Source organism: Nocardioides sp., from assembly GCF_025965415.1.
Taxonomy (GTDB): domain Bacteria; phylum Actinomycetota; class Actinomycetes; order Propionibacteriales; family Nocardioidaceae; genus Nocardioides.
This window is the reverse complement of sequence record NZ_JAOPWY010000167.1, coordinates 34,985-46,939: the sequence shown is the minus strand read 5'-3', so window position 1 is coordinate 46,939 and position 11,955 is coordinate 34,985. Positions and strand designations below refer to the sequence as shown.

Here is an 11,955-nt window from a genome sequence, read left to right as displayed (position 1 = left end):
TCTAGTCCGCACCCGGGGAGCCGTGGTGCAGACTTCCGCGCATGGCAACGTCCGTGACCCTCGACCAGGCGGTGGACCTCACCCGCAGCGGGGACATCTGGCTGTTCCGCGGGCGACGGGCACCCGACCGCGCGATCCGTGCGGTGACCAACTCGCCGGTCAACCACGTCGGCGTCGCGCTGGTCGTCGACGACCTCCCGCCGCTGATCTTCCACGCCGAGCTCGGCAAGAAGCAGGTCGACATGTGGACCGGCGGCCACCACCGCGGCGTCCAGCTCCACGACCTGCGCGAGGCCGTGGCGCGCTGGCAGACGGAGTACGAGCAGGACGCCTGGCTCCGCCAGCTCGAGCCTGAGATCGGGCAGCAGGAGGAGGACGGGATGCTGCGCACCGTGGCGCGCCTCGACGGCGTCTCCTTCCCCAGCCTCACCAAGCTCGGCGCCCGGTGGCTGCGCGGGCGCGACGCCTACGTCCCGCGCCGCAAGCGCGGCCAGCGGGTCACGCCCGAGGCGGCGTTCTGCGCCGAGATCGTGGCGACCTGCTACATCGAGATGGGAATCCTGCGCGACGACCGCCGCGCCACCTGGTACGACCCCGGCAAGTTCTGGAGCGGCGACTACCTCCCCATCTCCGACGGCTGGAGCCTCGGCAAGGAGGTCGCGGTCAAGGGCTGACGGCGGCGCGGGTGAACCGTGCCCCCAGCTCGGCGACCGCGGTGCGCAGCTCCTCGCCGCCGACCACGGTGAACGCGAACGGGACGCCGGCCAGCCACTCACCGGCGTAGGCCTGCGCGTTGCTGGTGCTGCCGACCAGCTCGCAGCGGCCGTCGGGCAGCTCGCGCAGGTCGCCCAGGGTCGGCCGGATCCAGTGGCGGGCCTCGGCGTACGGCGCGTCGAAGACGACGTGGGTGTCGTACTCCCAGCCCTTGCCGAGGTTGGCCTCCAGCTCGCGCGCGGGGTCGAGGTCGGCCGGCACGTCGAAGGTCTCCTCGAGCAGCGTGACCTCGGTGATCCGGTCGACGCGGAAGGTCCGCAGCTCGTCGGCGTGGTGGGAGAAGCAGAGGAGGTACCACCGGCCGTAGCGCACCACGACCGACCACGGGTCGACCTCGAAGGTGCGGGCGTTGCCGGCCGCCGTGCGGTAGCCGACGCGGACCCGGCGCTGCGCGTCGACGGCGGCGACGAGGTCGCTGGTGACGCTCGGGTCGGGCTTCACCGGCCACCGCTCGGGCACGGTGCGCGCCGTCTCGCGCAGGGTGACCGCCTGCCGCGCGACGTTGGTCGGCAGCACCCGCAGGATCTTGCCGAGCGCCGAGCCGACCGGGTCGTCGGGGTCTGCCACGGCGTGCTGGGAGTCGAGCGCGGCCATCACCAGGCCGAGGGCCTCGGTCGCGGAGAACACCAGGGGTGGCAGGCGCAGCCCCCGCCCGAGCCGGTAGCCGCCGTAGGGACCGCGCGTGGACTCCACCGGGATGTCGGCCTCGCGCAGGATCGCGACGTAGCGGCGCGCGGCGCGTTCGGTGACGCCGAGCCGCTCGGCCAGCTCGCTCGCGGTGATCCCCGGCCTGCCCTGGAGGATGTCCAGCGCCCGCAGCGCCCGCGCGGTGGGGCTGATGTCGCTCATGGGTCGATGGTGCCACCCGATCCGGACGTAGAGCGTCCGGAACCACTCCTAGGGTGGTCATGAGGGTCGACCCCCCGACAACGAGGAGAACACCATGGACATCGTCCTGATCGCCGGCATGTGGCTCGACGGGTCCGCCTGGGACGAGGTCGTCCCCCATCTGGAGAGCCTGGGCCACCGTCCCGTCGCGCTCACCCTCCCCGGGCAGGGCGACGGCAACGTGCAGGCGACGTACGACGACCAGGTGGCCGCGATCGTGTCCGCGGTCGACGCCGCCGACGGCCCGACCCTCGTGGTCGGCCACTCGGCCGCGTGCGCCCTCGCCTGGGTCGCGGCGGACGCCCGCCCGGAGAAGGTGACCCGCGTGGCGTTGGTCGGGGGCATGCCCAACGGCGACGGCGAGACCTACTTCGGCTTCTTCGAGCCCGTCGACGGCGTGGTGGCCTTCCCGGGCTGGGAGCCCTTCGAGGGCCCGGACTCCGACGACATGTCGCCCGAGCTGAAGGCGCGGGTGGCCGCCGGCGCGATCGCCGTGCCCGCGGCCATCGCCCAGGGGACGGTCCGCCTCACCGACGAGCGCCGCTATGCGGTGCCGGTGACGATGGTCTGCCCGGAGTACACCCCGGAGCAGGCCAAGGAGTGGCTGGAGGCCGGCGACATCCCGGAGCTCGCCAAGACCACGCGCGTGGACTTCGTCGACATCGACTCCGGCCACTGGCCGATGTTCACCCAGCCGGCCGCGCTCGCGGCACTGATCGACGAGGACGCCCGCAGGTGAGCGGACGCTAGTCGAGCAGGTCGTCGGCCCGGGCGGCCACGGTCGGCAGGTCGGTCACCGGCGTCGTGGTGTCGTCGACGTACTCGCCGCTCACCGACGTGGCCAGTCCCTCGGCGAGCCCGGACAGCTCGTTGTCGGCGATGCCCAGCATCTGCGCGACCGAGCGCGCATTGGCCGGACGGTCTCCCGGCTGCTTCTCCAGCAGCGCCTCGACGACCGCGCGCAGCTCGATCGGCACGTGGTCGCCGAGCGGCGGCGGCGGCTCGTTGACGTGCGACATCGCAGTGGCGATCGGCGTGCCCCGGTCGAAGGGCCGTTGGCCGTTGAGCATCTCGTGGGCCACGACGCCGAGCGCATAGAGGTCGCTGGCTCCGGTGGCCTGCTCGCCGAGCGCCTGCTCGGGACTGATGTAGTTGGGGGTGCCGAGCATCTCGCCGACCCGGGTGTGGCCGATCGCGTCGATCGCGCGGGCGATGCCGAAGTCGGTCAGCTTCACCACGCCATCGGGCCGCACCAGGATGTTGGCGGGCTTGACGTCGCGGTGGACGACGCGGGCCTCGTGGGCGACGCCGAGCGCCAGCGCGGCCTGCCCGACGATCGACCGCACCGAGTCCGGTGACAGGGGTCCCTGCTCGCGGATGATCGCCGAGAGCGGCAGGCCGGGCACCAGCTCCATGACGAGGAAGGTGAGGTGGTCGTCCTCGCCGTAGTCGAAGACGGTCGTGATGTTCGCGTGCATCAGCGCGGCCGAGTGCAGCGCCTCGTCGCGGAAGCGCTGGGCGAAGATCTCCTCGTTGTCGGGGTCGGCGCGCATCACCTTCACCGCCACGTCGCGCTCGAGGACGTCGTCGACCGCGCGCCACACGTCGGACATGCCACCGGCCGCGATGCGGTCCTGCAGCACGTAGCGACCTCCGAGCCGGAGGCCTTGGACGAGTCTGTGCACCGCGGGTGCCCCACTTCTCTCAGCGACGTGGCGCGAGAGATCGCACCTCAGTGCGAGGTTACCTGCCAACGCACCCGTCGCGCCGCACCCGAAAGGGGTCGAAACCCCTTGACAACGTACAACCATATGGTTGTACATTTGTCCCATGACCGAGCACCACGGCAGTGAGAGCGAGGACCGGGCCGACGCCTGGTTCCACGCCCTCGCCGACCGGACCCGGCGCGACATCCTGCGTCGCGTGCTGGCCGGCGAGCACTCCGTCTCGGCGCTGGCGCAGAGCTACGACATGAGCTTTGCGGCCGTCCAGAAGCACGTCGCCGTGCTGGAGCGGGCGGGCCTGCTGACCAAGCGTCGGCAGGGCCGCGAGGCCCTGGCCAGCGGCGACGTGGAGGCCGTGCGCTCGGTGGGCGTGATGCTCAGCGAGCTCGAGGCCCTGTGGCGCGGCCGCATCTCCCGCATGGACGAGCTCCTCGCCACCGACACCTCCACCGACACCCCCACCACCACTGAGAAGGACTGATCGACATGCCTGTCACCAACGTCCAGCACGACCTCGACGCCCTCACCTTGACCATCACCGCCGACTTCGCCGCTCCGGTGGAGCGCGTGTGGGGCGTCTACGCCGACCCGCGCCAGCTCGAGCGCGTGTGGGGTCCCCCCGGCTACCCCGCGACCTTCGTCGACCACGAGCTGGCTCCCGGTGGTCGGATGAACTACTACATGACCAGCCCCGAAGGCCAGAAGTTCTACGCCTACTGGTCGGTCACCGGCGTCGAGGAGCCGAGCGGCTTCACCTTCCGCGACGGCTTCGCCCGCGACGAGAGCTTCGAGCCCAACACCGAGATGCCCGAGTCGTCCCAGGCCTTCGACTTCGCGGCCACCGCGGACGGCACGCGGGCGACCTACAGGTCGACCTACGCATCTGCGGAGGACCTGCAGAAGGTGCTCGGCATGGGCGTGGTCGAGGGCTCGACCCAGGCCATCAACCAGATCGACGACCTGCTCGCCTCCTGACCCACACCCGTCACCACCGAGAGGATCACCCCATGCGTCCCATCGTCGTCACCGAGTTCATCAGCCTCGACGGCATCGTCGACTCGCCCGGCGGCGGCGAGCACCCGCACGCCGGCTGGACCTTCAAGGACGTCGACTTCGACGCCGCGGCCTACGAGATCAAGGGCCGCGAGACCGTGGCGGCGACGGCGCTGCTCATCGGGCGGCAGTCCTACGACGAGTTCGCTCCGGTGTGGCCCTCGATGGAGGAGTTCGCGAGCTACAACGCGATGCCCAAGTACGTCGTCTCCTCGACGCTGCAGGACCCGGAGTGGAACAACACCTCGGTCCTGCGGTCCCTCGACGAGGTCGCCGAGCTGAAGCAGACCGAGGGCGGGGAGATCCACGTCCACGGCAGCCCCACCCTCGCCCAGGGCCTGGCCGCCGCCGGGCTGGTCGACCGCTACCACCTGCTCGTCTTCCCGCTCCTGCTCGGCGGCGGGAAGCGGCTCTTCGCCGAGGGCGACAAGACCAGGCTGGCGCTCACCGAGCACGCGGCCTACTCCAACGGGATCACGCTGCAGGTCTACGACGTCGTCCGCTGACGGTGAACGCGATGGCCTGATCGACCGCCAGCCGCGACAATCACTGCGTGGAGCTCGCCCTGCTGCTCGTCTCGATGGCCGCCGTCGTCCTGGCCGCCACCGCCGTCAGCGAGCGCCTGCGCTTCCCGGCGCCGCTCCTGCTGATCGTGGTCGGAGCCGCGGCGTCGTACGTGCCGGGCGTGCCGACCATCCACCTCGAGTCCGAGGTGGTCCTGCTGGGGCTGCTGCCGCCGCTGCTCTACGCCGCGGCGATCCAGACGTCGCTGGTCGACTTCAACGCCAACCGGGGCTCGATCCTGCGGCTCTCGGTGGTCCTGGTCGTGCTCACCGCCCTGACGGTGGGCGCGGTCGTGCAGTGGCTGGTGCCCGGCATCGGCTGGGCGGCCGCGATCGCGATCGGTGCGGTGGTCGCGCCGCCGGACGCGGTCGCCGCGACGGCCGTCGCCCGGAAGATCGGGCTGCCGCGACGGGTGGTGACGATCCTCGAGGGCGAGTCGCTGCTCAACGACGCCACCGCGCTCGTCGCGCTCCGCACGGCCACCGCCGCCCTCTACGGCGGTGTCGCGATGACCGAGGTGGGGGTGGACTTCCTCCGCGCCGCCGGCGGCGGAGTCGCCATCGGCATCGGCTTCTTCCTGCTCGTGGCCTGGCTGCGCACGCGCGTCACCGACCCGCTGATGGACACCGCGATCTCCTTCCTGACGCCGTTCGCGGCCTTCGTCGCCGCCGAGGAGGTGCACGCGTCCGGGGTGATCTCGGTGGTGGTCGCGGGCCTCCTGCTCGGGCACAAGGCGCCGATCATCCAGAGCGCGCAGTCGCGGATCACCGAGCGGATCACGTGGCGCACCGTCGCCTTCATCCTGGAGAACACGGTCTTCCTGCTCATCGGCCTCCAGCTCGACTGGATCCTCGCCGACGTGGCCGACTCGACGCTGTCGCCCGGACACATAGCGCTGGTGTGCGGTGCCACGCTCGCCACCGTCATCGTCGTACGCCTCGCCTGGGTCTTCCTCACCTGGCTCTTCCGCAGCATGCGCCCCGACCCGCTGCCGGCCTCGTGGACCTTCCTCATCGGGTGGGCCGGGATGCGCGGGGTGGTCACCCTGGCCGCCGCCTTCGTCATCCCCGACGACGCCCCGCACCGCGAGGTGCTGCTGCTCGTCGCGTTCACCGTGGTGGCCGGCACGCTGTTCCTCCAGGGGCTGACCCTGCCGCTGCTGACCCGGCTGCTCGACGTGCCCGCACCCGACCCGGCCGAGGACGCGCTGGCCCGGGCCGCGCTCCTCCAGCAGGCCGCCGACGCCGGTCTCGCCAAGCTCGAGGAGCTGGAGTACGACGACCACCACGGCGTCTCCGACCAGATCCGGTCGCGCCTCGACCAGCGCTCGTTCGCCGCCTGGGAGCAGCTCGCCACGGCGGAGGACGAGGAGACGCCGTCCGAGCTCTACGCCCGGATCCGCGGGGAGATGATCGACGCCGAGCGCGCCAAGGTGCTGCTGGTCCGCGACAAGGGCAAGGTGCCGTCCGATGTGGTCAGCCAGGTGCTCGGGATGCTCGACATCGAGGAGTCGATGCTCGATGCCGGCACCGACGCCCCGGAGCGCGTTCGCATCGGGTCCCTGTCGCTCGCCGGCGGTCGCCAGTGCGACGACCTCGAGGCCTACCCGGCGATCGAGACGGTCGCCGACCCGTCCTGCGCGCGGTGCCTGGCCGACGGCACCCGATGGGTGTCGCTGCGGCAGTGCCTGGCGTGCGGCCACGTCGGCTGCTGCGACTCCTCGGTCGGCAAGCACGCCACCGCGCACTTCCACGAGACCCTCCACCCGGTCATGCAGTCCGCGGAGCCCGACGAGTCCTGGCGCTGGTGCTACGTCCACAACCTCACCGGCTGAGCCCGGACCGGGCTTGCTCGACCTCCCTCGCCACGCCTGCGCTCGTTCCTCGCGCACGACTAGGCTCGTGACATGGGAGCGCCTGCGATCGTCATCGCCTCCGCGCACCACGCCGTCGAGCTGGGCGAGGCGTTCGCGCGCTACGAGCGTGAGTACGACGTCCGCCTGGTCGGCGACGAGGTCACCGCCAAGGCCACCGCCAAGGACCTCATGGGCTCGGGCCACCAGGTCGCGCTGTTCGTCATCGACAGCGACCACGACCAGGACAAGCTCTACGCGCTGATCGGCGGCACCCGGAAGGTCGTGCCGACGGCACGGCGACTGATCGTGTCGCACATCAGCCGTTTCCGCGAGGACAACCAGACCTTCCGACACGCGGTCGCCGCGGGCAAGGTCGACGCCCTGCTCCTGATGCCGCAGGGTCCGCGCGACGAGGAGTTCCACGGCGCCGTCGGCGAGATGCTCAACGAGTGGAACGCGACCGTCGCGACCCCCGTGGTCGAGAACGTCCGGATCATCACCCCTGAGAAGGACGCGCTGACCCGCGAGCTGCTCGACTACCTGAGCCGGGTGGGCCTGCCGGCCGGCGTGCACCACCCCGACAGCGAGATCGGCCGCGCGGTCATGGAGAACTGCCCCGAGGACGAGGGGCGATGGCCGGTGGTGTCCTCGCTCGTCGGGTGGTGCGGCCACTGCCCGAGCGTGCGGGCGCTCGCCCACCAGCTCTACGGCCGGCCCGACGACATCGAGCTCGACGAGGTGGTCGACCTGCTCGTGGTCGGCGCCGGTCCGGCCGGTCTCGCCGCCAGCGTGTACGCCTCCAGCGAGGGCCTCTCGACCGTCTGCCTCGAGGCCGAGGCCATCGGCGGCCAGGCGGGCACCAGCTCGATGATCCGCAACTACCTCGGCTTCCCTCGTGGGATCTCCGGCATGCGGCTCGCCCAGCGGGCCCGCGGCCAGGCGCTGCGGTTCGGCACGCGGTTCTTCACCGGCTGGCCGGCCACCGCAGTGACGCCGGCGACGGACGGTGGGGCCCACGTCGTGCACACCGAGGGCGGCGACGTGCACGCCCGGACCGTGCTCGTCGCCACCGGCGTCACCTACCGCCGCCTCGGCGTCGACTCGCTCGAGGAGCTGGTCGGCCGCGGCGTCTACTACGGCGCCGCGATGGCCGCCGCGCGCGAGCTCGCCGGCGACCACGTGGTCATCGTGGGCGGCGGCAACTCCGCCGGGCAGGCCGCCGTCCACGCCGCCCGCTTCGCGAGCAGCGTCACCCTCGTCGTACGCCGACCGGACCTGACCGCCACCATGTCGTCGTACCTCATCAACGAGATCGAGTGGAACCCGCGGATCACCGTGCGCGGCTCGACGCGGGTCGTCGACGGCGGCCCGGACGACGTCGGGCACCTGGCGTGGCTCGACATGGAGGACGTGGGCAGCGGCACGCACGAGCGGGTCGAGGCGCGCGGCCTCTTCCTCCTCCTCGGGGCCGTGCCCGAGTGCGGCTGGCTCCCCGAGTCGGTGGTGCTCGACACCAACGGCTTCGTCCTCACCGGCCGCGACATCCCGCGCGAGCACTGGGCCGACGACCTGCCACCGGTCGACCTGGCCACGACCCTGCCCGGCATCTTCGCGATCGGCGACATCCGCTCGGGCTCGATGAAGCGGGTCGCCTCCGCCACCGGTGAGGGCGCGTCCGTGGTCTCCCAGGTGCACACCTACCTCGCCTAGCGGGGTCGGCGCCCTCGGGTCAGAGCTCCAGCAGCAGGAACAGTACCGCGAGCGCGGGCAGCGTCCCCTGGGTCAGGGCGGCGCGGACCATGGTGCGGTCGTGGGTGACCAGGACGATCGCGGCGGCGAGCATCGAGCCGGTGCCGGCCAGGGCCAGCGCCGAGCCGCCGACGTGCTCGGTCCTGAGCATCGCGACGCCGACGAGGGTGACGATGGCCAGGAAGAGGTTGTAGAAGCCCTGGTTGTAGGCCATCGGCGCCAGCACCCGGGCATCCGCCTCGGAGACCCCGAAGGTCTTGCGCGTCGACGGTTCGGTCCAGCGGAAGGACTCGAGCACGAAGATGTAGACGTGCAGCGCCGCGGCCAGCACCGCGAACCCGACAGCGAAGATCGTCATGGGCCGAGACTAGGGCCGGACACCCCTGGGTGGGTGGCAGCGGCGGTCTGAACGTGCGCATGATCGAACACTGGCCACCCGGCCGGACGACACGAGGAGGCCCTCCATGGGACGACTGATCGGCATCGTGCTGGTGATCTGGCTGGTGATCGGCGCCTTCGCCGCCTTCCAGCGCGGCTACTTCGACGACACGGACACCAACTGTTCCGAGGCGAGCGACATCGCGCTCAACATCGTGGCGGGACCCCTCAACTACACCGGGATCAACCCCAAGGTGAAGTGCGCCGACGTCGACACCCCGGAGCCGTCGAAGTAGGTGGTCAGCGACCCGCGTTGCGCGGGTGGTTCTTCGCCGTCCGCTCGTTGCCGCGGCGGTAGTTGCCGGTGACGCGCGCCATCAGCTCCTGCCCGTCTGCCTCGTCGCCGTCCTCGACGTCGGCGAGGAAGCGGTGGGCAGCACTCCCGCGCAGCACCGTCGCACGACGGCCGTGTGGCTGATCACGACCTCGCCGCCGCGCACCTCGTAGGCGAAGCCCTCCGGACCAGGCACGTCACCCACCGGGCTTGTCGAAGGTCCGGACCTTGCCCTGGGCGCCGGCCCCACCGGTGGCGGGGTCCGTCGGGTCGCCCGACGAGCACGCGGAGAGCGCCAGCAGCGCCGCGGCGAGCACACCACGGTCCGACCTCACGCACCCACCCTGGCAGGTCGACATGCCCTGTGGATGCCCTTCTGCGGCACCCGGCAAACCGCGCGGTCTCCCTAGGCTGTCGCGCATGCGACTCAAGCTCGGCCGCCCCGACCTGCAGCAGTACGCCGACCGCTTCGACGTGCCCGCCGCCGACGGCGGTCTCGCGGTGACGTTCCTCGGGGTCGCGAGCCTGCTGGTCGACGACGGCGAGAGCGCCGTGATGACCGACGGCTTCTTCTCCCGGCCGTCCCTCCCGACCGTGCTCCTGGGGCGGCTCGCCCCAGACGCCGCCAGGATCGATGCCGCGCTCGACCGGCTCGGGTTCGGGCCGGGCGGACGTCGCCTCGATGCCGTCGCGCCGGTCCACACCCACTTCGACCACGTCATGGACTCGGCCGTCGTCGCCGCGCAGACGGGGGCGGTGCTCGTCGGCGGGGAGTCGGCGGCCAACGTCGGTCGCGGCGCCGGGCTGGACCCGACCCGCATCGCCCTCGTGACCCCGGGCCGGCCGCAGGCCTTCGGGGCCTTCACCCTCACCCACGTCGAGTCCTCGCACTGCCCGCCCGACCGCTTCCCGGGCACCATCGACGAGCCGGTGGTGCCGCCGGTGAGGACGGGTGCCTACCGGTGCGGCCAGGCCTGGTCGATCCTCGTCGAGCACGCCAGCGGCCGTACGGCGTTGCTGCAGGGCAGCGCCGGTTTCGTCGAGGGCGCCCTGGCCGGACGACGGGCCGAGGTGGCCTACCTCGGCATCGGTCAGCTCGGGGTGATGGACGAGGGCTACATCCGTGCCTACTGGGCCGAGACCGTCGAGGCCGTCGGTGCTCGCCGGGTGGTGTTGACCCACTGGGACGACTTCTTCCGCGGCCTCGACCTCCCGCTGCGGGCCCTCCCCCACGCCGGCGACGACCTCGGCGTCACCATGCGGGTCCTCGGCGAGCTGGCCCGGGCGCAGGGCGTCGCGCTCCACCTCCCGACGCTGTGGCGGCGCGAGGACCCGTGGTCGGGCCTGTCCTGAGCCGGACTCAGGGGGCCCAGTCGTCCGGCGGGTCCTCGCCGACGCGGCCGTCGACCGCCTCGCGCAGCAGGTCGGCGTGGCCGGTGTGGCGGCCGTACTCCTCGAGCAGGTCGCACAGCAGGCGGCGCAGGCTCGGGTGGTTGCCGTTGCCGTCGTCGACGTGCGCGACCAGGCCCAACCCGCCCTCGGCGAGCGCGGCCTCGATGCGCGCCTCGTTGCGGCGGACCGCCGCGTCGAAGACGTCGTACGTCTGCGCCGCGGAGAGGCTCTCGGTGGTGAACTCCCACTCGTCGGTGCCGTCGTGGCCGAGCGAGCGCCACGGCTCGACGAGCTCCTCGCCGCGCAGCTTGGTCGTGAGGTAGTAGTCCTCGCCCATCGCCAGGTGGAGCAGCAGTCCGCCGAGCGAGAGGTTCGAGGAGCTGATGCGGTGGCGCAGCCCGGCCTCGTCGAGACCGTCGGCCTTCCAGCGGAGGGTGGTGCGGAGCCGCCCCAGCGCCCCGAGCAGGTGCTCGGCCTCGGTGCCGGCGAGGGGAGGCTCCCAGGGCGGAGGGACCCAGGTGTCGGTGCGGTCAGCAGCCATGGCGACGACGCTAGACCCGCTACCGGACGATCCGCTGCCGCATGCGCACCCCGGAGAGGGGCCCGATCTGACCATGGACCCGCTGGATAGGCTTTCCGCGTGCCCGACGTGACCCGCATCCCCACCGCTCCCCTGCTCGCCGCCGGCCTCGTCGGCGGCTTCGCGCTGGCCCAGCAGACCGGCGTACGTCCCCTCGGCGGGGCCGCGATGCTCGGCGCCAACGTGATGGCGGCGCGGCAGTGGTACGCCGTCGGCGGCGCGCCGCTGGTGGCCGGGCTCTCCGCGGCCTACTGGACCGCGATGGGGGTCTCGCACCCACTGGCGACGAAGGTCGGCACCTGGCCGTCGGTGCTCGGGGTGACCGCGGTCAGCGCCGGAGCCGCCTGGCTGCTGGCCGACCGGCGCACCGGCTGACCCCCGTCCACGCGAGCGTCAGCTCTCGGGGAGCGCGGCGAAGGCGGCCTTCATGTCGCGGTACCACCCGAGCGACTTCTTCGGGTGCCGCCAGCGACCCTTCATCTCGTCGCGCGCGGCCTGGTGCGTGGCGTCGCCGTCCTTCTCCGCCTGCTTGAGGTGCTGGTCCTGGGCGTTGATGACGTCGTCGTGGGTCTCACCGCGGTGCTCGAGGTCGCAGGGGCCACCGAGCTGTCGGCAGGTCATGGTCTTCACGGGTCGTCCTTTCGTCGGGGTGGCGTGGGGCCTG

Annotated in this window: 17 protein-coding genes; 10 read left to right on the top strand and 7 right to left on the bottom strand. The window is 72.1% G+C overall.

Going from position 1 to position 11,955, the window contains the following annotated elements:
- Positions 1–41: 41 nt before the first annotated feature.
- A complete protein-coding gene (locus tag JWN97_RS17340) occupies positions 42–674 on the top strand; it encodes a hypothetical protein (RefSeq protein ID WP_297625526.1) in 633 nt (210 codons plus the stop codon).
- On the opposite strand, the gene JWN97_RS17335 is transcribed toward JWN97_RS17340, so the two are convergent.
- Complete coding sequence (locus tag JWN97_RS17335; protein ID WP_297625523.1) at positions 664–1,623, bottom strand: WYL domain-containing protein; 960 nt, start codon at positions 1,621–1,623, stop codon at positions 664–666. The two genes, JWN97_RS17340 and JWN97_RS17335, sit on opposite strands and share 11 nt — an antisense overlap.
- 94 nt (positions 1,624–1,717) lie before the next feature.
- Here JWN97_RS17335 and JWN97_RS17330 point away from each other — a divergent pair, with 94 nt between their 5' ends.
- Positions 1,718–2,401, top strand: a complete 684-nt coding sequence (locus tag JWN97_RS17330; protein WP_297625520.1) for an alpha/beta hydrolase — start codon at positions 1,718–1,720, stop codon at positions 2,399–2,401.
- A gap of 7 nt (positions 2,402–2,408) precedes the next feature.
- Here JWN97_RS17330 and JWN97_RS17325 read toward each other — a convergent pair whose 3' ends face one another.
- Positions 2,409–3,305 carry a serine/threonine-protein kinase gene (locus JWN97_RS17325; RefSeq protein ID WP_297625517.1) on the bottom strand — a complete coding sequence of 299 codons (897 nt, stop codon included), beginning with the start codon at positions 3,303–3,305 and terminating at the stop codon, positions 2,409–2,411.
- 187 nt (positions 3,306–3,492) lie between these two features.
- On the opposite strand from JWN97_RS17325, the gene JWN97_RS17320 reads away from it, so the two are divergent.
- From JWN97_RS17320 to JWN97_RS17300, 5 genes are all read left to right on the top strand, one after another.
- A complete protein-coding gene (locus tag JWN97_RS17320; protein ID WP_297625514.1) occupies positions 3,493–3,867 on the top strand; it encodes a metalloregulator ArsR/SmtB family transcription factor in 375 nt (124 codons plus the stop codon).
- Positions 3,868–3,872: 5 nt separating this feature from the next.
- Complete coding sequence (locus tag JWN97_RS17315) at positions 3,873–4,361, top strand: SRPBCC domain-containing protein (protein ID WP_297625511.1); 489 nt, start codon at positions 3,873–3,875, stop codon at positions 4,359–4,361.
- A 32-nt stretch (positions 4,362–4,393) separates the two neighbouring features.
- Positions 4,394–4,945: a dihydrofolate reductase family protein gene (locus JWN97_RS17310; RefSeq protein ID WP_297625508.1), complete on the top strand. Its 552-nt coding sequence runs from the start codon at positions 4,394–4,396 to the stop codon at positions 4,943–4,945.
- 47 nt (positions 4,946–4,992) lie between these two features.
- The gene (locus JWN97_RS17305) at positions 4,993–6,837 is read left to right on the top strand and encodes a Na+/H+ antiporter (protein WP_297625505.1); all 1,845 of its coding nucleotides are present in this window, start codon (positions 4,993–4,995) and stop codon (positions 6,835–6,837) included.
- 72 nt (positions 6,838–6,909) lie between these two features.
- A complete protein-coding gene (locus JWN97_RS17300; RefSeq protein WP_297625502.1) occupies positions 6,910–8,568 on the top strand; it encodes an NAD(P)/FAD-dependent oxidoreductase in 1,659 nt (552 codons plus the stop codon).
- Between the two features lie 19 nt (positions 8,569–8,587).
- Here JWN97_RS17300 and JWN97_RS17295 read toward each other — a convergent pair whose 3' ends face one another.
- Positions 8,588–8,965: a DUF1304 domain-containing protein gene (locus JWN97_RS17295; RefSeq protein WP_297625500.1), complete on the bottom strand. Its 378-nt coding sequence runs from the start codon at positions 8,963–8,965 to the stop codon at positions 8,588–8,590.
- 106 nt (positions 8,966–9,071) lie between these two features.
- On the opposite strand from JWN97_RS17295, the gene JWN97_RS17290 reads away from it, so the two are divergent.
- Positions 9,072–9,281 carry a hypothetical protein gene (locus tag JWN97_RS17290; protein WP_297625497.1) on the top strand — a complete coding sequence of 70 codons (210 nt, stop codon included), beginning with the start codon at positions 9,072–9,074 and terminating at the stop codon, positions 9,279–9,281.
- A gap of 4 nt (positions 9,282–9,285) precedes the next feature.
- On the opposite strand, the gene JWN97_RS17285 is transcribed toward JWN97_RS17290, so the two are convergent.
- A complete protein-coding gene (locus JWN97_RS17285) occupies positions 9,286–9,438 on the bottom strand; it encodes a hypothetical protein (protein WP_297625493.1) in 153 nt (50 codons plus the stop codon).
- Positions 9,439–9,516: 78 nt separating this feature from the next.
- A complete protein-coding gene (locus JWN97_RS17280) occupies positions 9,517–9,654 on the bottom strand; it encodes a hypothetical protein (protein ID WP_297625490.1) in 138 nt (45 codons plus the stop codon).
- Positions 9,655–9,739: 85 nt separating this feature from the next.
- On the opposite strand from JWN97_RS17280, the gene JWN97_RS17275 reads away from it, so the two are divergent.
- Positions 9,740–10,672 (top strand): MBL fold metallo-hydrolase, encoded by a 933-nt coding sequence (locus JWN97_RS17275; RefSeq protein ID WP_297625487.1) that lies wholly within the window; start codon positions 9,740–9,742, stop codon positions 10,670–10,672.
- 7 nt (positions 10,673–10,679) lie between these two features.
- On the opposite strand, the gene JWN97_RS17270 is transcribed toward JWN97_RS17275, so the two are convergent.
- On the bottom strand, positions 10,680–11,252 hold the full coding sequence (locus tag JWN97_RS17270) for a DUF664 domain-containing protein (protein ID WP_297625484.1): 573 nt from the start codon (positions 11,250–11,252) through the stop codon (positions 10,680–10,682).
- A gap of 99 nt (positions 11,253–11,351) precedes the next feature.
- On the opposite strand from JWN97_RS17270, the gene JWN97_RS17265 reads away from it, so the two are divergent.
- Positions 11,352–11,666: a hypothetical protein gene (locus JWN97_RS17265; RefSeq protein ID WP_297625481.1), complete on the top strand. Its 315-nt coding sequence runs from the start codon at positions 11,352–11,354 to the stop codon at positions 11,664–11,666.
- Between the two features lie 18 nt (positions 11,667–11,684).
- On the opposite strand, the gene JWN97_RS17260 is transcribed toward JWN97_RS17265, so the two are convergent.
- On the bottom strand, positions 11,685–11,912 hold the full coding sequence (locus JWN97_RS17260) for a hypothetical protein (RefSeq protein ID WP_297625622.1): 228 nt from the start codon (positions 11,910–11,912) through the stop codon (positions 11,685–11,687).
- Positions 11,913–11,955: the final 43 nt, after the last annotated feature.